The organism is Micromonospora sp. NPDC049801, assembly GCF_040656575.1.
In the GTDB taxonomy this organism is placed as follows: domain Bacteria; phylum Actinomycetota; class Actinomycetes; order Mycobacteriales; family Micromonosporaceae; genus Micromonospora.
On record NZ_JBFAMS010000001.1, the window covers coordinates 487,377 to 508,908 of the forward strand.

Below are 21,532 nucleotides of genomic sequence, written 5' to 3' on the forward strand. Positions count from 1 at the left end.
GCTGTCAAACCTACGCCCGGAACAGGTGCCGACGGATCGCCGCCACATTTCCGAAGATCCGCACACCCAGCACGACCACCACACCGGTGGACAACTGCCCACCCACGCCCAACTGGTCACCCAGATACACGATCAGGCCCGCCACCAGCACGTTCGAGATGAACGACACCACGAACTGCTTGTCGTCGAAGATGCGGTCCAACTTCGCCCGCACCCCACCGAACACCGCGTCCAACGCGGCCACCACCGCGATCGGCAGGTACGGCTGCAACGCCGACGGCACCGTGGGATCAAGCCACACCCCGAGCACCACACCGGCGAGCAACGCCAGCACCGCGATCATCCGCCACCTCCGGAAGGACTAGCGGTCCCCGGCGAACCCGACGACCCAGGACTGCCAGACCGGCCACCCGACCCCGAAGGGCTCGGACTGACCGACGGCTTGGCGTAGCGTAGCTGCGGCTCCGGCGCCGCCGGCAGGGTGAGGTCCTCCGCCTCCCGCACACCGAACGACAACCCGGTCTTCTGCGCGACCTCCCGCATCAGCGCCGCGTTCCGACTGTCCTCGAACTTGCGCCGCATCGACCCCGGACCCGTCGCCGACACCTCGTACGGCCCCGTCACCGGCCGGAAATCCACCAGGATCGCCTCACCCGCCGAACGGATCGTCGACGTCGACGTCAACCGCTGGCCGTTGATCGCGATCGCCTCCGCGCCGGCACTCCACAACGCGTTCGCCACACCCTGCAGGTCGCTGTACAGCACCCGCGGCGGCCCCGCGCCCGCACCGGTCACCGCATCCGCGTTCCCCGGAGCGTCCGCCAGGCGCACCACCACACCGTCACCCCGCACCCGACCCAGCCCGGTGCTCGCCTCCAGGTCCCGCAGACGCGCCGCGGCCGAACCGCTCAACGCCGCGTCCCGCTGCCGGCTGACCTCCTCACGCAGCTGGTCCGCCCGCGCCGACAACCGGTCGGTCTGACTCTCCCGCTCCTTGATCTGCGCCACCAGCCCCGAGCGCGCCTGGGCGCGCCCCGGCTCGTCCGCCATCGTCTGGCGGTACGCCACCGCGAACAGGAAACCCAGCACCACCACCACGACCAGGCCGACCGACCGCGCCGCCCAGCCCCGGGGCGCGTCCGGAGACGACCCCCGCCGGCGCGCGGCGGCCGCGTCCGCGTACCCCGGGTCCAGCGGGTTACGGAACAACTCGGTGAGGAAGTCCGGCGCGTACACCCGATCCGGGCGGGGCCGCGGCGTCGGCGGCGTCGCGCTCACGCGGCCGCGTCCCGGCCACGCGCCCCGCGCACCAACCGCGACGCCTGCACCACGTACATCGCGCCGGCCACCCAGTAGAGCACCAGCCCCCACCAGGCCAATCCCCAGCCGATCGCGGCCGTGGCCGTCGCCGCCGCGCTCCACTCGGTGGCCAGCAGCAGCACCGGGAACGCCGCGAGCAGCAGGAACGTGGCGGTCTTGCCCACGTAGTGCACCGGCGGCGGCCCGTACCCGAAGCGGCGCAGCACCGCCAGCGAACCGAGCAGCAGCAGCTCCCGGGCCAGCAGCGCCGCCGTGAACTGCCACGGCACCACCCCCCGGGCGGTGAAGGCCAGCAGCGTGGCGAGGATGTAGAGCCGGTCGGCGAGCGGGTCGAGCAGCTCACCGAGCCGGCTCACCTGCCGCAGTCGGCGGGCGATCCAACCGTCGACCCAGTCGGTGGTGCCGCCGATGGCCAGCACCACCACCGCCGCGACGTCCGCCCGGGAGACCAGGAAGAGATAGAGGAACAGGGGTACGCCCAGCAACCGCCCGAAGCTGATCAGGTTGGGCAGGGTGAGCACCTGGTCGCCGGGCGTCTGCTCGCCGGTGTCCCGCGGGTGCTCTGCCTGAGCCGGCCGACGCGACACCGAACCTCCTTCACGGCACGCCCCGACGCCGGGCCGAGATCGGGCGCGGCGGAGGTCGTACGCGCTGTCGGGCCGGCAACCACCGGCTCCCTGCGGTCCCGGGACGGGACCTCTGCCCTGATACGGCCCGCGATCACCGAGATCGCGGGCCGGTTAAGTGCGCTGCCACTATATCGGGCTCTCGTCGACGGCCCGGCCGCCGTGCGCGGTCGGCGCGGTGGTGTGGCGGTGTGGTGTGGATCACCACCGCCAGAGCGTCCTAGGATACTGGTGGAACGCGTCAGGCCGTCTGGACCGCTGCCTGGTCGGCCTGCTGCTCCGGCACCGTCTGCGTCGCCGCGCGGCCGAACGCCAACAGGGACGCCAACAGGTCGTGCTGCGTCCGGGGCGGCATCCTGTCCAGCACGGCCTGCACCGCGCGCTGGCGCCGCTCCGCCAACTCCCGCAACAGCGTCAACGCGGCGGCGGTGGGCACCAACCGCACCTCCCGCCGGTCCCGCGGATCCGCCACGCGACGCAGCAGGCCGGTCGCCTCCAACCGGTCGCACAGTCGGCTGGCCGAGGAGGGCACCACGTCCAGCAGCTCGGCCAGCCCGTTGACATTGGTCTCCGGACGGCCACTGATCAGCATCAGCACCCGCAACTGCGTGGGGGGCACCTGATGCCGTGACGCCGCCGAGTCGAGCACGGCGATCAGCGTCTCTGCGGCCGCGTTGATCGCCGCGGCGAGATCCGCCGGTCGCTCCACCCGATGTCCCCTGCCGTCGTCGCGCTGGTGCCCGCCCGGGACGGTGGCGGCGACTCTCATCCGCCATCCCGCCCACGCGGACCATGCCAGTCGAGGCAGACGACGACGGCGTCGTCGCGCAAATCGGAATCCGCGTGGTAGGCGTGTAGTTCGCGCATCACCGTACCAACCGCCTCGGTCGCCGGCTGCAACCGAGTGGCGCGCAGCGAACGAGCCAACATCCGCTGCCCGTACGGCTCCCGCCCCGCCGGCTCGGCCGCCCACACCCCGTCGCTGACCACGAAGACCCGGTCACCCGGCGCGAGCTGGAACTCCTGCACCTCGTAGCGGGTCTCGGCGAACATGCCCAGCGGCAACTGCTGATCCAGCGTCATCGGCTCGACGGTCGCGCCGCGCATCCGCAGCAGGTGCGGCGAACCGGCGTCGACCGCCCGTACCCGCCCGGTGGCGATGTCCAGCTCCAGCAGCAACGTGGCCACGTGTCGACGGCCCCGGTGCTGGTAGTAGACCGTGTCCGAGGCCAACTCCGCCTGCTCCACGAGGCCGCCGTCGGAGCGGCGGGCGTTGCGCATGGCGTTGACGGTCACCGCCGTCAGCAGCGACGCGGCCAGGCCGTTGCCCTCGCCGTTGAGCACCGTCAACGTCAGCCGTTCCCCGTCCAACGACCAGTCAAAGTGGTCTCCACCGACTGTGTACGCCGGTTCCAACTGCCCGGCCAGGTGGAAGCAGCGGTGTGCCACGCTGCGCCCGGGTAGCAGGTCCCACTGCATCTCGGCGGCCATGCTGAGCCGCTCCCGACGACGGGCCCGGCGGTACCGGTCGGTCTCCCGGTCCGCGGCCCGCATCGCCACCGCCAGGTCACCGGCGATGTCGGTGGCACGGCCGGTGACCGCCGGGCCGGGCACGGTCGGCAGCTCGATGAGCAGCACGCCGAGGCGCTCCCCCCACACCGTCAGGGGCAGGTAGAGCCGGCAGGCCCCGTCCTCGAGACCGTCGCGCACCGGCTGCTGGCTGGAGAAGCAGCGCTGCGCCACGGTGTGCCGGGCCAGGGCTCCGGCCGCCGGCAGGTCCGGGTCCAGCACGGGCCAGAGCCCGCTGATCCGGTAGTCGGCGACGAACACGTCGGTGCGCACCGCGCCCAACGCCGCCCGGATCGCCCGGTCCGCCGCCTCCGCCAACTGGTCGGGCGCGGCTTCGCGTAGCGCGCGCGACACCCCGTCCGGCGCGTCCACCATGCTTGGTCGTCCCTCCAAAAACTTGCTACAGGGCAAGCATCATACGGAGACCCCGGACAACCCGTCGTCGCGGGTCAGTCGGCGCCGCGCGTCGCCAGGACACCGTGGAAGGCGTCCGGCACGTCGACCGGCACGCCGGCGGGCCGCCAGCGGTTGACCGGGACGATTCCGTCCGACGTCGGCGTCCACCGGCCCAGCAGCGGCGCGAACGCCGCCGCGGGTCGCATCCGGAACGCCGGCCCCATCATCGCCAACGCCTGCGGGTGGGCGGCCAGCTCCTCGGTGTCGAAGTCCACGGCCAGCAGGCTGCCCGGCGCCGCCGCCGCGTACAACTCGTCGAGGGTGCGCCTCAGCGTGTCGTCGTCGAGGAACGCGGCGAGCCCGAGGAAGACCAGCCCCACCGGCCGTCGCCCCCACCCGGGTACGAAGCGGTGCAGTTGGGCCGGGTCGATGGTACCGATGTCGGTGGCGTCGCCGTAGCCGTAGCCCGCCCGGTCGCTGCCGGCGAGGATCCGCTGACCCAGCCGGATGGTCACCGGATCGACGTCGGTGTAGAGCACGCTGGCCTCGGGAGCGACCTCGTGCACGTTGCCCATCGTGGGCACCCCCGCCCCGAAGACCAGGAACCCGTCCACGCCCTGCTCGACGATCGCCCGGACCGCCCGGCCGAGAAACGCCCGCAGCTCCGCGAAGACCGGCGCGCACGGCCCGTACGCCTGCTCGAAAGCGGTCGCGGCGGCCACGTCGACGCCGAAGTGGTGCTCCCCACCGAGCCAGTAGTCGATCATGCGAGCGGTGCTCGGCTCGTCCGGTTCACCCATCGACGGCGCTCCTCCCCTCGGGTCGTCGCCAGCGTACCGACCGGTGCCCGAGCGGCGGTATCGCTCCGCCGCGCCGCCACGCCCGCGATACTGGCCCGGCGGGGGGTGGGCGGTGAACGCGGCGAACAGCGCGGCGGTGGTGGTCGGCGTGGACGGCTCGCAGCCGTCCCTGCGCGCCGTGCGCCTGGCCGCCGCCGAGGCGGTCCGCCGGCACCGGCCGCTGCGGGTGGTGCACGGTTTCATCTGGCCGCTGCTACGAGTACCCGTGGCACCTCCGTCCGGCGCGCCGCCGGGCGTCGGACTGCGCGAGCGGGCACAGGAGCTGGTCGCCGCCGCCGTGGCCGAGGCCGAGGCGACCACACCCGGGCTGACGGTCTCCGGGGAGATCATCGACGGCGAGGCCGCCGCGGTGCTGGTGGGCGAGTCCCCGACCGCCGCGCTCATCGTGCTCGGCGACCGGGGACTGGGCGGCTTCTCCGGGCTCGTCGTCGGCTCGGTAGCGGTGCAGGTCAGCGCGTACGCCGACTGCCCGGTGCTGGTCGCCCGCGGCGAGCAACGCCCCGACGGCCCGGTGGTGGTGGGGCTGGACGGCTCACCGGCGTCGCTGCTCGCCGCCGACGTCGCCGCCGAGGCCGCGGTGGCGCGCGGCGTGCCGCTGCGCGCGGTGCACGCCTACCGGCACCCCGGCAGCAGCGGTCCCGGCGACCTGCAACCCCTGGTGTACGACGAGGCGCGGTTGCACGACGAACAGGAGCGGCTGCTCGGCGGCTGGCTGCACGGGCTGACCGACCGCCATCCGGGGTTGCGCCTGACGTGCCGGGCGACCCGGGAACGCGCCAGCGCCGTGCTCGCCGAGGCGTCCGCTGACGCGCAACTGCTGGTCGTCGGGGGGCAGGGGCGCGGCGAGGTGACCGGGTTGCTGCTGGGGTCGGTGAGCCAGTCGGCGCTGCACCACGCGCGTTGCCCGGTCGAGGTGGTGCGCGGTCCCCGCTGACGCCCCGGGGTTGGTCCGCCGCCCAACGGGTAGACGGCCGCGGTACGCCAACGGCGACGAAGGAGGCAGCAGATGCCAGGACCACGGCCGGGCAGCAACGCGTACGACAAGCAGCGGGCGCGCCTGCGCAACGCGATCGACGACTCCGGACGTCGGGTACCCGACGGCAAGGCCAACCAGGTCGCCAACCGGATCCTGCAGGAGGATCGCGGCCAACGGGGCGTCGTGCGCGGTGAGCGCACGTACGGTCCCAAGAGCGAACGCGAACCGGGCGACCCGAAGTGAGGGGCGTCGACCTGGCCGACGGCGCGATCGCCGGCGCGGTCGGCAGCACCGCGCTGAACGTGGTCGGCTACCTCGACATCGCGCTGCGGGCGCGGCCGGCGAGCAGCACGCCGGAGCAGACCGTCGACAAGCTGGCCCACCTCGCGCACGTGGACCTGGGACCGGAGCCCCGGGCGGCCACCCGCCGCTCGGGGCTCGGCCCCCTGATCGGTTACGGGCTGGGCATCGCCGCCGGCATGGCCTTCGCGCTCTACGCCGGGGGCCGACGGCAGCCGTTGCCGATGGCCACCGGCGTGCTCGGCGCCGGCGTCATGGCGATGACCGACGGGTCCATCACGGCGCTGGGCATCAGCGATCCCCGTACCTGGCGGCGCTCGGACTGGATCTCCGACATCATCCCGCACCTGGCGTACGGGCTGACGGCCGCCGCCACCTGGAACAGGCTGCGACGGCCGTCAGGTCACGGTCGTTAGGAGCGGGTGTCGCTGTCGTCCTCGGCGACCGGCTCACCCGCCGGGCCGTACGGCGACACCTGCCCCTTGGGCACCGGCCGGCCGGCGTCCCCCCGCGACGAGCCACGGTTGAGCGGATGACCCGACGGTCCGGGCCCCTTGCTGTCCTGGCTGGTCGCTCCCTTGGCGTTACGCCGGAACTCCTCCTGCTGCGGGTTCACCACGAGCGTCTCCCTCCCGGTACGGCAGGCGGCATCGACCGCCTCCACCGGCCGCATACCCGTGGGATCCGGCCACATTCCGGTCCTGGCTGGCGTCGGGAGGGCTAGCCGGGCGTGCGGCGGGTACCCCGTGGTGTGGGTGACGATCGAGCGGTGGTGCGGGTCCTGCTGGACCGGCGTGGCGACACGTACGCCGAGGAGGCCGGCATCCGGCTGGCCGACCGTCCCGGCCCGCTGTACCAGCTGCTGGTGCTGGCCACCCTGTTGAGCACCCGGATCCGGGCCTGCGTCGCGGTGGACGCGGCGCGGGAGCTGTTCGCGGCCGGCTACCGCACACCGCAGGCGATGGAGGCGGCGAGCTGGCAGCAGCGGGTCGACGCGTTGGGGCGTGGTCACTACCGCCGCTACGACGAACGCACCGCCACCATGCTGGGCACCGGGGCCCGGCTGTGTCTGGACCGGTGGCACGGCGACCTGCGTCGGCTGCACCGCGATGCCCAGGGCGACCCGGCGGGGCTGCGTCGACGGCTCACCGAGTTCCCCGGCATCGGACCCACCGGCGCGGACATCTACCTGCGCGAGGCGCAGACGGTCTGGTCCGACGTGCGCCCGTACGCCGACCGGCGGGCCCTCGCCGGCGCGAAGCGGTTGGGTCTGCCGGGCTCACCGGACCGGCTGGCGTCCCTGGTCGACGAACCGGAGTTCGGTCGGCTCGCCTCGGCGCTGGTACGGGTGGCGCTCGGCGAGGAGTCCGCCGGTGAGGTCGCCCGTGTCGCCGCCGGCTGAGCCGCTCACTTGACGGTCTTGTCCCCCGGTCGGGTCAGGTGCCACACCAGCAGCGCGGCGAGCAGCGCCAGGACGATGACGCCGCCGGAGATGCCCCGGCCCTCCTCGGGGCTGCGGCCGGTGCTGCCGAAATAGATCACCGCGAGGCCGGCGAGGACGGTGACGAACGTACGTAACCCTCGGTCCTTCACGTACCGCACCGTAGGCGGGCCACCTTTCCACCGTGACGATTCACGCGTTTTGTCCCTCTTTCGGGGGTGCGGTCACTGTTCGGCGACGAAGCCTCGCAGCCGTACCCGGCGCACCGCCCGGTCGGCGACCTCCACCACCTCGATGGTCAACCCGGGCAACCGCACCGTCTCACCGGGAGTCCCCGGCAGGTGCCGCAACCGGGACAGCACCAGCCCCGCCACCGTCGTGTACTCCCGGGACAGCGGGAAGCTCAGCCGCACCCCCACGTCGGGCAGATCGTGCAGGGGAAAGTCACCGGGCACCAGCAGCGACCCGTCCGACTCCCGGACCACACCGCGCACGTCGCGGTCGGTCTCGTCGTACAGCTCGCCGACGACCTCGGCCAGCAGATCCTCCAGCGTGACGATGCCGTCGATGCCACCGTGCTCGTCCACCACGAGGGCCATCTGCTGGTGTTCCTGGCGCAGGCAGCGCAGCGCGTCGGCGACCGGCAGGGTGACCGGCAGCAGTAGCGGCGGCCGGGCCCGCTCCCCCACCGTGCCGGCCTCGGCCCGGACCAGGTCGCGGATGTGCACCACGCCGACCACCTCGTCGAGGCCGCCCGAGCCGGTGACCGGCGCACGGGACCGGCCGGCGACGCCGAGCAGACGAACCCCCTCGGCGGCGGGCAGGTCGGCCGGCAACGTGGTCACCTCCCGCCGGGCCACCAGGATCTCCCGCAGCGTCCGACCGGCGATGTCGAACGCGCCGCTCAGGATCTCCCGCTGCTGCGCCGACAGTCCCCGCTGGGTGGCCAGCATCTCCCGCAGCTCCTCCTCGGTCATCTCCTCACGGCTGGCCCGTGGGTTCCCGCCGGCGAGGCGGACCACCACGTCGGTCGTCGAGCTGAGCAGCCACACCGCCGGGCGGGACACCCGGGCGAGCAGGTCCAGGGGGCCGGCGCTGAGCAGCGCCCACCGCTCGGCGCGCTGCATCGCCAGCCGCTTCGGCGCCAACTCGCCGATCACCAGCGTCACGAAGGTCAGGGCCACCGTCACCAGCAGCACCGCGGCCGGACGAGCCACCGCGCCGAGGAAACCCAACGGGCCGACCAGTGGCTGGGCGAGGGACACGGCGGCCGCCGCCGAGGCGAGGAACCCGGCCAGGGTGATGCCGAGCTGGATGGTGGCCAGATAGCGGTTCGGGTCCCGGGACAGCCGGACCAGCCGCTCGCCGGCCCGGCTGCGCCGACCCAACCGTCGCAACTGCCCCTCGCGCAGCGTCACCAGCGCCATCTCGCTGCCGGACAGCGCGGCGTTGACCAGCACCAGGACGGCGACCAGCGCCAACTGCCCGAGCTGACCGCCCACCACGCACCCCCGTCGACCGCCCTTCCGTCACTCAACCGCAGCGCGGCCGGCTCCCGCGTGCGTTTAGTCGACCTCCAGGTCGTCCAGCGAGATGGAGTGCGTCATCAACCACCGGGCCAGCGCCGTCATGCCGAACAGCCACAGCGGCACCGACTCGGTGGGCCCGTTCGTCGCGTAGATGGCGAACCGCAGGTCCGGGGCGCGGTACGCCTCGATCCGCCACTGGTGCTGCCGGTCCCGCCAGACCGCCGAAGGGTCCATGGCGTCACCGTAGGTGACCGCCGACGGTTTGGGGGCCGGTTAGCCCGGCACCACGGCGGCACCGAGCAGAGCCCGCGCGGCGGACACCAGCATGGCGATGCCGATCCCGGCGAGCAGCAGCCAACCGACGCCGCGCCACCCCGAGCCGCGAGCGGGCGGCGGCACCGGCGGCGGTCGCCAGATCTCCCGGTACGACCAGGCCAGCACGCCCACGCCGAACGGGAGGAGCCCGATCCACCACCAGAACCACCGGGTGCCGACCGCCGGTGGGGCCCCACCGACCAGCCGGAGCAGCCACATCAGGGTCACCGCGCCAGCGAGCAGCCCGGCGGTGTCAGCGAGCCGGTGCGCGGCGACGCCGGAGGCCTGCCACGGGCGCGCCGACGCGGCCAGCCGCGCGTCCAACCCGTCGGGCCGCTCGGTCGCCTCCGGTACGAGGGACTGCGCCTGCGCGTTGGGCGGGTCGACAAAGGCGTACCGCACCCGACCGCTCGGCACGCTCCACGCGATCATCGCGCCCTGCATGTCGTACCGCAGGTGCGGCCGGCTGCCCCAGTACAGGTCGTCGTCGGCCCAGCCGGACGCCCGCTGGAAGGTCACCACACGGCCCGCCGCCAGATCCCGGTCGAGCTGGCCCGCCGTCGCCTCGCGCGGGGTCACCCACCACGCCAGCGCAGCCCACAGCACCCACAGCAGCGGCAATCCCCAGCGCATCGCGCCCGCGACGACACCACGCCACCGGTCACGTGACGACCGCGACGGGGACAGCAGCGGCTCGGCCACCTCTCCACCCTGACAGCCCACCGCAACCCCGGCCACCCCTGGTCATCGCGGAGACGCGCTCAGGTGACGACGACCCGCGCGTCGTCGGGCAGCCGACGGGTCGCGCCACGGCGGTCCAGCAGTTCCAGCAGCGGCACCGCCACCCGTCGGGTGGTGTCCAGCGCCTGCCGGGCCGCCGACAGGGTGAACGGCTGGGGCAGGCCGGCGAGGACGGTGACCGCCGCGTCGAGCGCGTCGGGCAGCAGCACCACGGTGTCGGCCAGCCTCAGCAGCGCGCCGGCGCGTACCGCCGCGCCGATCTCCCGAGGTCCCAGGCCCAGTTCGACGAGACGGTCCGCCTCCGGGGCGCGGAACGGCCGGTCGGCGTACTCGGCGCGCACCCGCCGCACGGCCCGCGCCACCGGCTCGGGCAGGGTGTCGACGGCGGCCGTGCCGATCCGGCCACCGTGCACCCGCAGCGGCGGACGCACCAGCGCCTCGACCAGCGCCCGGTCGGGCAGGGCGAGACGTTGCCGCAGCGCGTCCACCGGCATGCCCGCCTCCAACGGGTGCTCCCGGGCGTAGCGGGTGACCTCCTCGGTCACCTGGTCGCCGAGCTGCCGCCAGTGCCCCGGATCGGCCAGCCAGTCAGCGGCCACCGGCGTGGCCTGCACCGGCACACCCATGCGCCGCAGCGCGCCGACCCGGACCAGGCGACGGCGGCGCAGCTCGCCGGCCAGGTCGGGGCGACCGTCCAGCTCGGCGAGGACCGCCGCGCGGGCGACCGCCGCGCCCCGGCGGGACAGTGGCGGCGGCGCGACGTCGAGGACCCGTACCCCACCGGCAACCCGATGACGGCCGGGATCACGCAGCAGCGCCCGGTCGCCGACCAGCAACGGCAGCGGGCGGGCCAACCGCAGCCGGACGGTGTCCACGCCGAGCGGCCGCACCCGCGCCGGCACGGCCGCCGACCCCACGTGCAGGGTGAGGGTGGACGGCAGGTCGGCGGCGGGGTCACCGGTGAGCCGCACGTCGAGAAGGTCGGTGCGGTGGAACCGCCCCGGGGTGAGCAGCGCGTCGCCGCGGCCGAGCCGGTCGCGGGGCGTACCCCGCAGGTTGACCGCCACCCGGGACACGGCCGACGCCTCCGCTCGGGCCTCGCCCAGGCAGTGCAGGCCGCGGACCCGGACCGGCTCGTCGACGCCGGCCAGTTCCAGGGTGTCGCCGACCCGCAGCCGACCGGCGCCCAGCGTTCCGGTGACGACGGTGCCGCTGCCCCGCACGGTGAAGCTGCGGTCCACCCAGAGACGCACGGGCGCGTCCGCGACGGGGTCGGGCAGCCGCGCGACGAGCCGGTCCAGCGCGGCCCGCAACTGGGGCAGCCCGGCGCCGGTCAACCCGCTGACCGCCACCGTCTCCACCGCGCCGAGGCTGCTCGCCGCGATCTCGTCCCGGGCGCGCTCCGTCGCCGGCCCCGGGTCGGCGAGATCCGCGCGGGTCACCACCAGCAGGCCGCACCCGACGCCGAGCGCGTCGAGCGCGGCCAGGTGCTCGGCGGACTGCGGCATCCACCCCTCGTCGGCGGCGACCACGATCAGCGCGGCCGGCACCGGACCGACCCCCGCGAGCATGTTCGGCACGAACCGCTCGTGCCCGGGTACGTCGACGAAGGCGATCGTGCCGCCGGACGGCAACGTCGTCCAGGCGAACCCCAGGTCGATGGTCATGCCCCGGCGGCGTTCCTCGGCCCACCGGTCCGGTTCCATCCCCGTCAACGCCCGGACCAGGGTCGACTTGCCGTGGTCGACGTGCCCGGCGGTGGCGACGACGAACATGCTCAGTCGTCCCCGGGTACGCGCAGCACGGCGGCCAGGACCGTGTCGTCGGCGTCGACGGGCACGCACCGCAGGTCGAGCAGGAGTCGGCCCCGCACCACCCGACCCAGCACCGGCTGGTCTCCGGTGCGCAGCGGGACGGCGTACCGTTCGGGCAGGCTCAGCGCCCACGATTCCAGCTCGACGCCGGGAGCGCCGCCACCGCCGACGACGGCGACCGCCTCCACGACCTCCGCCTTGCGTCCGTCCGCGCCGAGCCGGTCGCGTAGCAGCTCCACCCGGCGACGTAGGACGGCCGGATCGGCGTGCAGCGCGGTCCGCGTCGGGGTGTCCGGCCGGTGCAGCGTGGCCGCCAACGCCGCCAGGGTGAGCTTGTCGACGCGCAGCGCGCGGGCCAGCGGGTGGCGGCGTAGGCGTTCGACGAGCGCGGCGTCGCCGAGCAGCAGGCCGGCCTGCGGGCCGCCGAGCAGTTTGTCGCCGCTCGCCGTGACCAGGGCCGCGCCGGCGCGCAGGGTGCTGGCCGCGTCCGGCTCGTCGGGCAGCAACGGATCCGGTGCGAGCAGCCCGGAGCCGATGTCGGCGACCACCGGCACGTCGAGGGTGGCCAGTTGGCGCACCGGCACGGCCGAGGTGAAGCCCGTGACCTGGAAGTTCGACGGGTGCACCTTCAGCACGAACCCGGTCTGCGGGCCGACGGCGGCGGCGTAGTCGTCGAGCGTCGTGCGGTTGGTGGTGCCCACCTCGCGCAGTCGCGCGCCGGTGCTTACCAGCAGGTCCGGTAGGCGGAAGCCGTCGCCGATCTCGACGAGTTCGCCGCGGCTGACCACAATCTCCCGGCCGGCGGCCAACACCGTGGCCGCCAGCACCAGCGCGGCAGCGCCGTTGTTGACCACGTGCACGGCGGCGGCGTCGGGCACGGCGGCGGCGAGCGCGTCGAGGGCGTCGCGGCCCCGACGGGCTCTGCGCCCGGTGTTCAGGTCCAGTTCGACGTCGGTGTGCCCGGCGGCCGCGACGACCGCCGCGACGGCGGCCGGCGACAGCGCCGCCCGGCCCAGGTTGGTGTGCAGCACGACACCGGTGGCGTTGAGCACCGCGCGGGGACCCGGCGCGGGCAGTCCGGCGACGGAGGCGTCCCGCACCTCCTCGGGGGCGATCTCACCACGGCGGGCCCGCGTCTGCGCCCGCACGACGGCGGCCTTGACCCGCTCGCGGCCGAGGGTCGCGATGGCCGCCGCCAGCTGCGGATCGGCGAGGAGGGTGTCGGTGCGGGGCACCCGACGTCGCGGGTCCTCGCTGCCGTCACGCATCACGTCACTCCTGCCGCCGTTGGCGGAGACGGACGGGAATCGAACCCGCCTGGCCCGGGTCCCGGACCACACCGGTTTTGAAGACCGGGAGGGGCACCAGCCGCCTGAACGCCTCCGTCGCACATTCGATCACAACGCCGGTGCGACCGCTCAGTCAGTCGTCGGATCCACCTCGGTCCGCCGGGCGTTCACCCGCTCGCGTTGCGGCACGACGGTGTAGCGGGGGTCGCGGGCGGACGCGACGCCGCCGTAGAAGATGCCGAACCGCGTGGCGACCGACGCGCCCAGCAGCGCGGCCCCGGACAACGCCCCGACGGCGCGACTACGCCGACCCAGCAGCGCCCCGGCCACCCCGGCGGTGGTCAGCAGCCGACCGGCGCGCAACAGCCGGCCCGGCCGACCCGACCGGTAGGGCTCGCTGAGCAGCCCGAGACGGGTCTCCACGCGGTGCGCGCCGTACAGCTCCAGGGCCGCCCCGGCCACCGCCATCCGGCGGGCCGGCCCGGCCTGCGACGGCGGCGCGGCGAGCAGACCGACGCCCGCGCCGCTGGCCAGCGCGCTGCCCGCGAAGATGACCGGCAACTCGGGGTACGCCTCATGCCACGACGGCACCGCCGTGTCGGCGAGCAGGACCCCGGTGTACGTCGCCAGGGCGGGCGCGGTGACGGCGGCGACCAGCCCGGCGGCGTGCCCGGCCGGCGGCAGAGCCCGACCGACCAACCCGAGCGGACCGTGCCGGGGCAGCCAGTCGGCGGTCTCGGCGATCGCCGCCAACCCGGCGGCCGGCCCGAACGCGCTGAGGATCCAGGTGCCTACCGACATGGGCGAGGTCAGCTTCGCCACCCGCAGCATGTGATGGAACCGCTCCGGCCGGCCCAGGTCCCGGATGAGGAAGACCGCGCTGGCGCTGACGGCGCCCAGCGCGGTGACCCGGCCGGCGCGGCGCAGCGCCGGGCGGCGGGTGAGTTGACCTCCGGCGGCCAGCAGCGACGAGCCGGCGGCCAGACCGCCGGTGAACAGGTACGCGGCGATGTCCCACTTCCACACCGGGGCCTTGAGGATGGGCCGGCCGTAGTAGGAGGTGAACTCGGCCTCGGGGACCCGCAGCTCCTCCCCGCCACCGCGACGACCGCGCCGGGAGCGCCGCGCGGCGTTCTCCCGGGGCTGCGCCGGCCGATCGTCGTGTGGTTGCGGCGTCCGATCCTCGTGGGCGCGGGCCGGCACGGCCACATCGGCGCCGTCGTCCGCCTGCCTCTGGCCCGGTAGGTCGAGGCTCGCGGCGGCCAGTCGGTCGCGGAACCGGCGGAACCGGTCGCCCACCGGAAGGCGCTCCGGGCTCACGAGGATCTCCCCACGAAGGCGGCTACGGTGGCCGCCGCCATGGCGAGCGCGGCGATGCCGGCGCGTTTCCACATGGCCGGTAGGTCCCGGGTCGTCACCACCGGGTCCGGCGGCAGCCCGTACACCTCCGGCTCGTCCAACAACAGGAAGAACGCCCCGTCACCACCCACACCATCGTCCGGGTCGTGCCCGTACAAGCGGGCCTCGGGAACACCCCGGCCGTGCAACGTCGCCACCCGCACCGCCGCCCGCTCCCGCAACTCCTCCAGTGGCCCGTACTGGATCGACTCCGTCGGACACGCCTGCGCACACGCCGGCGTCATCCCCGCACCCAGACGGTCGTAACACAGCGTGCACTTCCACGCCCGACCATCACCCTTACGCTGATCAATCACCCCGTACGGACACGCCGAAATGCAGTACCCACACCCATTACAGATGTCCTCCTGCACCACCACCGTCCCGAACTCCGTCCGGAACAACGACCCCGTCGGACACACATCCAAACAAGCCGCATGCGTGCAGTGCTTACACACATCCGACATCATCAACCACCGAAAATCCGACCGACCCTCCACACCGCTGTCCCGCCCCGGCGGCTGCGCCCCCGGCATACCCAGAAACTGTGGCTGCGCGCCGCCGTCGGCCGGGCCGGTGCCGGTCGCGCCGCCGTCGGCCATGCGCGCGGCGGCCGACGGCGACCCGGGCGGCAGACCCGGGTCGGTGCCGGTCGGCCCCGCCGTGCCGGCGGCGACCGCCGCCGACGCCGCGCTGACCGCCGTACCGGTGGGCGTACCGGCGAACGCCGCGCTGCCATGTCCCGCCGGGCGTGGCTGCTCCACGAACGCCACATGCCGCCACGAGTTCGCCGTCAACGCACCCGTGTTGTCATACGACATCCCCAACAGATCCAGACCACTCTCCGGAACCCCGTTCCACTCCTTGCACGCCACCTCACACGCCTTACACCCGATACACACACTCGTATCGGTGAAGAACCCCATCCGCTGCGGCGCGTCCACATAACCCGCGTCCGGCGCCGGATCGAGCGGCCCGTAGAGGCTGTTCGGGTCAGGAATCACCGCTGCCCTTCCCGTCCTGGTCGGTGGTGACGGCCGGCGCGTGCCCACCCGGGGTGATCCCGGCCCGCCGCTGGTAGTCGGCGACCAGGTCGAGCAGGGCAGCCCCGGTGGGCCGCCGGCCGGGCCGTACGTCGCAGGTACCGATCTTGCTCTCCTGGATGAGGACGTTGGGATCGAGGGTGATGCCGAACAGGTCGTTGGCCGAGTCGCCGGTCACCAGACCCTCGAACCCGAAGTGGTACGGCAGCCACACCTGATGGATGACCCGACCGTCCACCCGCAACGGAGTGAGCCGGTCGGTGACCAGCACCTTCGCCTCGATCACCGCCCGACCGCTGACCAGGTGCGCCCACCCGAGGTGCGCCAACCCGGTCTCGGCGGCCAGCTCCGGCGACACCTCGACGAACATCTCCGGCTGCAACTCGGCGAGGGGTCGTACCGTCCGGCTCATCCCACCTGCGGTGTGGTGCTCGGTGAGCCGGCTGACCGTGAAGATGTACGGGAAAACCTGACTGTGCTCCTGCGGCGGGCTCGGGTTCACCGAGTTCACCGGGTGCGCGTACGACTTGCGGGTCGGGTTGGCCTGCTGGCGGTAGAGCGGGTTGCGCACCGGCGACTCGACCGGCTCGTAGTGGGTGGGCAGCGGCCCGTCCAGGACGCCGCTGGGCGCGTACAGCCAACCCTTGCCGTCGCCCTGCATGACGAACGGGTCGTCACCGGCGATCCCCTCCGGACCGGACGCGCCGGCCGGCGGCCGGTACGACGGCGGTTTGGTCTTCTCGAAGTCCGGCACGTCGTGGCCGGTCCACTCGGCCTTGTCCGGGTCCCACCAGATGTAACGCTTGCGCTCGCTCCACGGACGGCCGTCCGGGTCGGCGGAGGCGCGGTTGTAGAGGATGCGCCGGTTCGCCGGCCACGCCCAACCCCACTCGGCGGCCACCCAGTCCTGCTCGTGCCGGGACTTGCGGCGGGCGGCCTGGTTGACGCCGTCGGCGTACACGCCGGTGTAGATCCAGCAGCCGACGGCCGTGGAGCCGTCGTCGCGGGCCTCGGCGAAACTGGACAGCGGCTGGCCGGTCGTCACGTCGTACCCGTTGATCTCGCGCAGCACCGACTCGGCGCTGGGCTCCGCGTGCGGACCGTGGGTGGGGTAGTCCCAGGTGAGGTCGAGCAGCGCCCGGTCGCGCGGCAGCGACGAGCCGGCCAGCTTCTCCCGCAGTCGGCGGCCCAGGTGGTAGAAGAACCACAGCTCGGAGCGGGCGTCGCCCGGCGGCTCGACGGCCTTCTCCCGCCACTGCAACAGCCGCTGGGTCTGCGTGAACGTGCCCTCCTTCTCCACGTGCGACGCGGCGGGCAGGAAGAACACCTCGGTGCGGCACTCCTCGGGCACGATCTCGCCGGTGGCCACCTCGGGGCCGTTCTTCCAGAACGTCGCGCTCTCGATCATGAACAGGTCCCGCACGACCAGCCAGTCGAGGTTCGCCATGCCCAGGCGTTGCGCCCGGCCGTGCGCGGACCCGACGGCCGGGTTCTGGCCGAGCAGGAAGTACCCCTTGATCTTTCCATCGATCATGTTGAGGACCTGCTGGTAGGTGCCGTGGTCCCCGGTCAGCCGGGGCAGGAAGCCGTAGCCGAAGTCGTTCTCCGGCGTCGCGGCGTCCCCCCAGTACGCCTTGAGCAGGCTGGCCGCGTACGACCGCGCGTTGCCCCAGAAGCCCTTCTGCCCGGGGTGCCGGATGCTGTCCACCCACTCGTCAAAGGTGGGGTGATCGGCGTGGTGAGGCATGGGCAGGTAGCCGGGCAGCAGGTTGAACAGGGTCGGGATGTCGGTCGAGCCCTGGATGCTCGCGTGCCCGCGCAACGCCATGACCCCGCCACCGGGCCGGCCCATGTTGCCCAGCAGGAGCTGGATGATCGCCCCGGCGCGGATGTACTGCACGCCCACGCTGTGCTGCGTCCAGCCCACCGAGTAGATGAGCATGCCGGTGCGTTCCCGGCCGGAGTTCTCCGTCCACGCCCGCGCCAGTTCCAGGAACTTGTCCTGCGGGATGCCGCAGACCCGCTCCACCATCTCCGGCGTGTAGCGGGCGTAGTGCCGCTTGAGGATCTGATAGACGCAGCGCGGGTGCTGCAACGTCTCGTCCCGCTGGGTCTGGCCGCCCACCGGCGCGCCGTGCGACTCGTGCTCCAACCCGGCGGCGGTGTCCCGCTCCTTCGCGGTGTGTCCGCTGCCCGAGGAGTCCTCGTGCCCCTCGTACTGCCAGCTGTCCTGCACGTAACTGCCGGTCTCGAGATCGAAGCCGGAGAAGAACCCGTCGCCGTCCTCGGTGTCGCTGAACCGGTCGCTGACGATCGTCGCCGCGTTGGTGTAGGCGAGGACGTACTCGCGGAAGTCCAGCTCGTTGTCGAGGATGTACCGGATCACCCCACCCAACAACGCGATGTCGGTGCCCGCCCGGATCGGCAGGTACGCGTCCGCCACCGCGCTCGTGCGCGTGAACCGCGGGTCGACGTGGAACACCTTCGCGCCCCGACGCTTGGCCTCCATCACCCACTGGAACCCGACCGGATGCGCCTCGGCCATGTTGGAGCCCTGGATGACGATGACGTCAGCGTTGGCGATGTCCTGCTGGAAGTCCGTCGCACCGCCGCGACCGAAGCTGGCCCCCAGACCGGGGACGGTGGCGGAGTGTCAAATACGCGCCTGGTTCTCGATCTGCAACGCCCCCATCGCGGTGAACAACTTCTTGATGAGGTAGTTCTCCTCGTTGTCCAACGTCGCCCCACCCAGGCTGGAGATCCCCAGCGTCCGGTTGAGCGGCCGGCCCTCGGCGTCGCGGTCCTCCCAGGTCTGGGCCCGGGCCGCGAGGATCCGATCGGCGATCATGTCGACGGCCGTCTCGAGGTCGAGGTCTTCCCACTGGGTGGAGTACGGACGGCGGTAGCGGACCGTGGTCTGGCGCAGCGGACTCGTCACGAGGCTCTTGCTGGCCGCGCCCTTGGGACACAGGCGGCCCCGCGAGATCGGACTGTCCGGGTCACCCTCGATCTGCGTGACCTGCCCGTCGGCGACGAAGACCCGCTGACCACACCCCACCGCGCAGTACGGACACACCGACCGCGCCACCGAATCGGCGGTCTCGGTACGCGCCGTCAGAGCGGCCGACCGCGCCGACTTCGCCGCGGCGCCCCGGCCCAACGGGTCCGTGCCGGTGAGCTGGCGATACACCGGCCAACCCTCGATGAAGGTCCGTAGACCCATCCCGACACCTCCTTGCCCGTGAGCGCGCGACCTCCCGAACATAGGTCAGATGAGGAGTCTTCGCTAATCGAGCGTCCGTCCGTCGCGGCGACGGTCCAGACGGTCCAGTCGGCCCAGGCGCCACGTCAGCGCCGGGACCATCACCGCCGCGGCGACGAGGTGCAGCACGACCAGCGCCACGACGGTCACCGGCGCTGCCCCGCAGAGAAACGGCGGGACCAGCGAGATCGCGGTCAGCACCACCGCCGTCCACAGGAACCGGTCGGCGGGACGCGCGCTGAACCGACCGAGCACGACGGCGAGAACGACGCCCACCACCGAGAAGACACCCGTCACCACGGCGAACCCGGCCACCGGGATCACCTCGCCACCCTCGGGAATCTCGAAGTCGACCCCGGCGGCCCCGGCGAGCGCGGCGGCGAGAGTCGTCGTGGCCATCGCCGCCACGGTGGCGACCAGGCCGACACCGACGAGCCCGAGGAGCCGGTGGGTGCGGTAGGGCGTAGCCGAGACACTCACCGCGCACCACCTGCCGACAGTCGCTCCGGCAGCCCCAGCCGCGGGAACTGGTCGGCGTGAAAGATGACGATCTCGGTGATCGCCCCACCGGTGACGCGCAGGACGTCGATGGTCAACGGCAGGTACGCGCCCTCGGCCTCCCGCCAGTGGTAGAACGCGACCGCGGGCTGCCGGTTCACCGAGGTGGCGACGCCACGCAGACCCGTCATCCCGTCGAAACCGTCCCCGATCCAGTCGCTGAGCACCGCGTCCCGACCCACGTGCAGGCCCGGCGTGGGCGGCATCGAACAGCGCACGTCCTCGCGCAACATCGTGGTGAGCCGGCCGATGTCCGTGGCCACGCTCGCCTCGGTGAAGCGCCGCACCAGCTCGCGCGTCCCGGCGTCCTGGTCGCCACCGGTCCAGTCCTGCCGCTCGGCGGGCAGGTGCTCGCGCAAGCCCGCCCGCGCCCGCTGCAGGGCGCTGTTCACCGAGTTGACCGAATCCCCGAGCAGCTCGGCGACGTCCTTCGCGGGCCAGCCCAGCACGTCCCGCAGGATCAGCACGGCCCGGGGACGCGGCGCGAGGTGCTGGACCGCCACCACGTACGCCAACTCGATCGTCTCCCGCGCGACCGCGACCGCCTCCGGCTCATCCGCGTCGCCCGCCGGCAACTCGTCGAGCAGCCGATCCGGGTACGGCTGCAACCACCGCACCTCACCGCCCCGGGCCGGCTCCGGACGGCACCTGGCCAACAGGTCCAGGCAGGCGTTCGTGGCGATCCGGTACAGCCAGGCCCGCACCGTCGACCGCCCCTCGAACGTCTCCCGCCGCCGCCAGGCCCGCAGGAACGTCTCCTGCACGGTGTCCTCGGCGTCCTCGAACGACCCGAGCATCCGGTAACAGTGCACGTGCAACTCCCGCCGGTGCCGCTGCGCCAGCCCCGCGAAGGTGGTCTCGTCGGCCTCGGCCAGAGCGCCCGCGCCCTCGCTCCGCGCGTCCGTACCCATCACGTCTTGCTCCCGTCTCGTCGTGTGCCGTCACACCTATGACGGGTGCGGGCAGGAGAACTCATCACCCGCGCCGACCGCGCGTCCCGACGTACCGTGGCGACACCCGCACCGACGGGCGTTACCCTGACACCATGCAGGCCGTCTCGCCCCCCGCGACCGGCGTGGCCTTCCTGGCCCGCCCGGGTCGTCCGGCCGTCGTGGCGCGCACGCTCACCGAGCTGGCCGGCCCCACCCGGGGCGTCGTCGAACTGCCGGTGCGGTTGATGTGGAACGCCGAGCGCACCTTCGACCTCGGCGACCCCGACCAGCTCCTCTGGATGTACGAGAACGTACTGCGCGAGACCGCCAGCACCGACGACCTGCGCACCCTCATCAACGGGCGCACGCTGCGGCGGGTGTGGCGGCTGCTCAACCTCCCCCGGGGCGTCCGCCAGGCCTGGGAGAGCCGGCACCGCGGCCTGCGCGCGGCGTGATCGCACCGCACCTGCACGACTTCTACCGGGAAGTGGCCCGGGTGGCGCTGACCGCCGCCCGGCCGTACCGATTCGTGCTCGGCGGCGGGGTGGCGTGGGCCGCGCACGGCCTGGTGGCCCGGCCCACCGAGGACGTGGACCTCTTCGCCGACGTGGAGGGCGCCGCCGCCGCGGCCTCCGCCGGGGTACGCGCCGCGCTGGAACGCGCCGGGTTCACCGTGACCGACGCCGACCCGGACAGCGAACTCGCCGACCTGTTCGACGGGTACGGCCGCGACATGAAGGACTTCGTGGTGAGCCGCGACGCACGGCAGATCCGGCTCAGCCTGGCCCGACTCGATCGACAGCAGAGCCCGGTGGTGATGGACCTCGGCCCGGTCATGGACGTCCGCGACCTGGTCGCCAACAAGATCGCGGCACTGGTCAACCGGCGGGAGGTCCGCGACTTCATCGACGTCGCGGCGGCGCTCGAGCACTACGACGTGACGCAACTGCTGGTGCTGGCCCGGCAGGTCGACCCCGCGCTCGACCCGGACGACGTCCGCGCCGCCGGGCGCTACCTCGACCGGCTGTCCGACACCCGTTTCGGCCGCTACGGCCTGAACCCGGACGACGTCGCGCGGGTACGCCGACGCTTCACCGCCTGGCCCCGCTGACGCCGGCTGGCCACCCCGTGCCGTGCTGCGGAAACCGGGGCTGACGTGGCGG

The 21,532-nt window shown here is 73.4% G+C and carries 24 protein-coding genes and 1 tRNA gene; 6 read left to right on the plus strand and 19 right to left on the minus strand.

The window, feature by feature from the left end; all coding sequences use genetic code 11:
- Nucleotides 1–10: 10 nt before the first annotated feature.
- From AB0I89_RS02300 to AB0I89_RS02325, 6 genes are all read right to left on the minus strand, one after another.
- On the minus strand, nucleotides 11–343 hold the full coding sequence (locus AB0I89_RS02300) for a small basic family protein (RefSeq protein WP_355051040.1): 333 nt from the start codon (nucleotides 341–343) through the stop codon (nucleotides 11–13).
- Entirely contained in the window at nucleotides 340–1,278 is a 939-nt protein-coding gene (locus tag AB0I89_RS02305) for a DUF881 domain-containing protein (RefSeq protein ID WP_357118774.1), read from the minus strand. Before AB0I89_RS02305 ends, AB0I89_RS02300 begins: the two co-directional genes overlap by 4 nt.
- On the minus strand, nucleotides 1,275–1,907 hold the full coding sequence (locus AB0I89_RS02310) for a CDP-alcohol phosphatidyltransferase family protein (RefSeq protein ID WP_357118777.1): 633 nt from the start codon (nucleotides 1,905–1,907) through the stop codon (nucleotides 1,275–1,277). The genes AB0I89_RS02305 and AB0I89_RS02310 overlap by 4 nt, the downstream gene beginning before the upstream one ends.
- Nucleotides 1,908–2,187: 280 nt before the next feature.
- Nucleotides 2,188–2,655 (minus strand): MarR family transcriptional regulator, encoded by a 468-nt coding sequence (locus AB0I89_RS02315; RefSeq protein WP_357119458.1) that lies wholly within the window; start codon nucleotides 2,653–2,655, stop codon nucleotides 2,188–2,190.
- Nucleotides 2,656–2,711: 56 nt separating this feature from the next.
- Nucleotides 2,712–3,890: a PP2C family protein-serine/threonine phosphatase gene (locus AB0I89_RS02320; protein WP_357118780.1), complete on the minus strand. Its 1,179-nt coding sequence runs from the start codon at nucleotides 3,888–3,890 to the stop codon at nucleotides 2,712–2,714.
- A 74-nt stretch (nucleotides 3,891–3,964) separates the two neighbouring features.
- Nucleotides 3,965–4,711, minus strand: coding sequence for an SAM-dependent methyltransferase (locus AB0I89_RS02325; protein WP_357118783.1), 747 nt, complete (start codon nucleotides 4,709–4,711; stop codon nucleotides 3,965–3,967).
- Nucleotides 4,712–4,823: 112 nt separating this feature from the next.
- Here AB0I89_RS02325 and AB0I89_RS02330 point away from each other — a divergent pair, with 112 nt between their 5' ends.
- The 3 genes from AB0I89_RS02330 to AB0I89_RS02340 all read left to right on the plus strand — a co-directional run bounded on the left by AB0I89_RS02330 (nucleotide 4,824) and on the right by AB0I89_RS02340 (nucleotide 6,463).
- Nucleotides 4,824–5,705, plus strand: coding sequence for a universal stress protein (locus tag AB0I89_RS02330; protein WP_357118786.1), 882 nt, complete (start codon nucleotides 4,824–4,826; stop codon nucleotides 5,703–5,705).
- A gap of 72 nt (nucleotides 5,706–5,777) precedes the next feature.
- On the plus strand, nucleotides 5,778–5,990 hold the full coding sequence (locus AB0I89_RS02335; RefSeq protein WP_088948250.1) for a phosphatidylethanolamine-binding protein: 213 nt from the start codon (nucleotides 5,778–5,780) through the stop codon (nucleotides 5,988–5,990).
- A complete protein-coding gene (locus tag AB0I89_RS02340) occupies nucleotides 5,987–6,463 on the plus strand; it encodes a hypothetical protein (RefSeq protein ID WP_357118790.1) in 477 nt (158 codons plus the stop codon). The genes AB0I89_RS02335 and AB0I89_RS02340 overlap by 4 nt, the downstream gene beginning before the upstream one ends.
- Here the strand turns inward: AB0I89_RS02340 and AB0I89_RS02345 are convergent.
- Nucleotides 6,460–6,666 carry a hypothetical protein gene (locus tag AB0I89_RS02345; protein WP_355051033.1) on the minus strand — a complete coding sequence of 69 codons (207 nt, stop codon included), beginning with the start codon at nucleotides 6,664–6,666 and terminating at the stop codon, nucleotides 6,460–6,462. The genes AB0I89_RS02340 and AB0I89_RS02345 overlap by 4 nt on opposite strands.
- Nucleotides 6,667–6,798: 132 nt before the next feature.
- On the opposite strand from AB0I89_RS02345, the gene AB0I89_RS02350 reads away from it, so the two are divergent.
- Nucleotides 6,799–7,449 (plus strand): hypothetical protein, encoded by a 651-nt coding sequence (locus AB0I89_RS02350; RefSeq protein WP_357118794.1) that lies wholly within the window; start codon nucleotides 6,799–6,801, stop codon nucleotides 7,447–7,449.
- Nucleotides 7,450–7,454: 5 nt separating this feature from the next.
- Here AB0I89_RS02350 and AB0I89_RS02355 read toward each other — a convergent pair whose 3' ends face one another.
- From AB0I89_RS02355 to AB0I89_RS02410, 12 genes are all read right to left on the minus strand, one after another.
- Nucleotides 7,455–7,640, minus strand: coding sequence for a hypothetical protein (locus AB0I89_RS02355; RefSeq protein ID WP_355244916.1), 186 nt, complete (start codon nucleotides 7,638–7,640; stop codon nucleotides 7,455–7,457).
- Between the two features lie 72 nt (nucleotides 7,641–7,712).
- A complete protein-coding gene (locus tag AB0I89_RS02360) occupies nucleotides 7,713–8,990 on the minus strand; it encodes a hemolysin family protein (protein ID WP_357118796.1) in 1,278 nt (425 codons plus the stop codon).
- 63 nt (nucleotides 8,991–9,053) lie between these two features.
- On the minus strand, nucleotides 9,054–9,251 hold the full coding sequence (locus tag AB0I89_RS02365) for a hypothetical protein (protein ID WP_145781709.1): 198 nt from the start codon (nucleotides 9,249–9,251) through the stop codon (nucleotides 9,054–9,056).
- Between the two features lie 39 nt (nucleotides 9,252–9,290).
- Nucleotides 9,291–10,034, minus strand: coding sequence for a hypothetical protein (locus tag AB0I89_RS02370; RefSeq protein ID WP_357118799.1), 744 nt, complete (start codon nucleotides 10,032–10,034; stop codon nucleotides 9,291–9,293).
- Nucleotides 10,035–10,093: 59 nt separating this feature from the next.
- Nucleotides 10,094–11,848: a selenocysteine-specific translation elongation factor gene (gene selB / locus AB0I89_RS02375; RefSeq protein ID WP_357118802.1), complete on the minus strand. Its 1,755-nt coding sequence runs from the start codon at nucleotides 11,846–11,848 to the stop codon at nucleotides 10,094–10,096.
- A 2-nt stretch (nucleotides 11,849–11,850) separates the two neighbouring features.
- Nucleotides 11,851–13,155, minus strand: a complete 1,305-nt coding sequence (gene selA / locus AB0I89_RS02380) for an L-seryl-tRNA(Sec) selenium transferase (RefSeq protein WP_357118805.1) — start codon at nucleotides 13,153–13,155, stop codon at nucleotides 11,851–11,853.
- Between the two features lie 20 nt (nucleotides 13,156–13,175).
- A tRNA-Sec gene (locus AB0I89_RS02385) sits at nucleotides 13,176–13,271 on the minus strand.
- 34 nt (nucleotides 13,272–13,305) lie between these two features.
- Nucleotides 13,306–14,496, minus strand: a complete 1,191-nt coding sequence (gene nrfD, locus AB0I89_RS02390; RefSeq protein WP_357118808.1) for an NrfD/PsrC family molybdoenzyme membrane anchor subunit — start codon at nucleotides 14,494–14,496, stop codon at nucleotides 13,306–13,308.
- Nucleotides 14,493–15,575: a 4Fe-4S dicluster domain-containing protein gene (locus tag AB0I89_RS02395; RefSeq protein WP_357119461.1), complete on the minus strand. Its 1,083-nt coding sequence runs from the start codon at nucleotides 15,573–15,575 to the stop codon at nucleotides 14,493–14,495. The genes nrfD and AB0I89_RS02395 overlap by 4 nt, the downstream gene beginning before the upstream one ends.
- Complete coding sequence (gene fdh, locus AB0I89_RS02400) at nucleotides 15,568–18,840, minus strand: formate dehydrogenase (protein ID WP_357118811.1); 3,273 nt, start codon at nucleotides 18,838–18,840, stop codon at nucleotides 15,568–15,570. The genes AB0I89_RS02395 and fdh overlap by 8 nt, the downstream gene beginning before the upstream one ends.
- A 63-nt stretch (nucleotides 18,841–18,903) precedes the next feature.
- A complete protein-coding gene (locus AB0I89_RS02405) occupies nucleotides 18,904–19,359 on the minus strand; it encodes a DUF6069 family protein (protein WP_357118814.1) in 456 nt (151 codons plus the stop codon).
- Nucleotides 19,356–20,348 carry an RNA polymerase subunit sigma-70 gene (locus AB0I89_RS02410; RefSeq protein WP_357119463.1) on the minus strand — a complete coding sequence of 331 codons (993 nt, stop codon included), beginning with the start codon at nucleotides 20,346–20,348 and terminating at the stop codon, nucleotides 19,356–19,358. Before AB0I89_RS02410 ends, AB0I89_RS02405 begins: the two co-directional genes overlap by 4 nt.
- Nucleotides 20,349–20,482: 134 nt before the next feature.
- On the opposite strand from AB0I89_RS02410, the gene AB0I89_RS02415 reads away from it, so the two are divergent.
- Nucleotides 20,483–20,824, plus strand: coding sequence for a hypothetical protein (locus AB0I89_RS02415; protein WP_357118817.1), 342 nt, complete (start codon nucleotides 20,483–20,485; stop codon nucleotides 20,822–20,824).
- A complete protein-coding gene (locus tag AB0I89_RS02420) occupies nucleotides 20,821–21,480 on the plus strand; it encodes a nucleotidyl transferase AbiEii/AbiGii toxin family protein (RefSeq protein ID WP_357118819.1) in 660 nt (219 codons plus the stop codon). Before AB0I89_RS02415 ends, AB0I89_RS02420 begins: the two co-directional genes overlap by 4 nt.
- The last annotated feature ends 52 nt before the right edge of the window (nucleotides 21,481–21,532 follow it).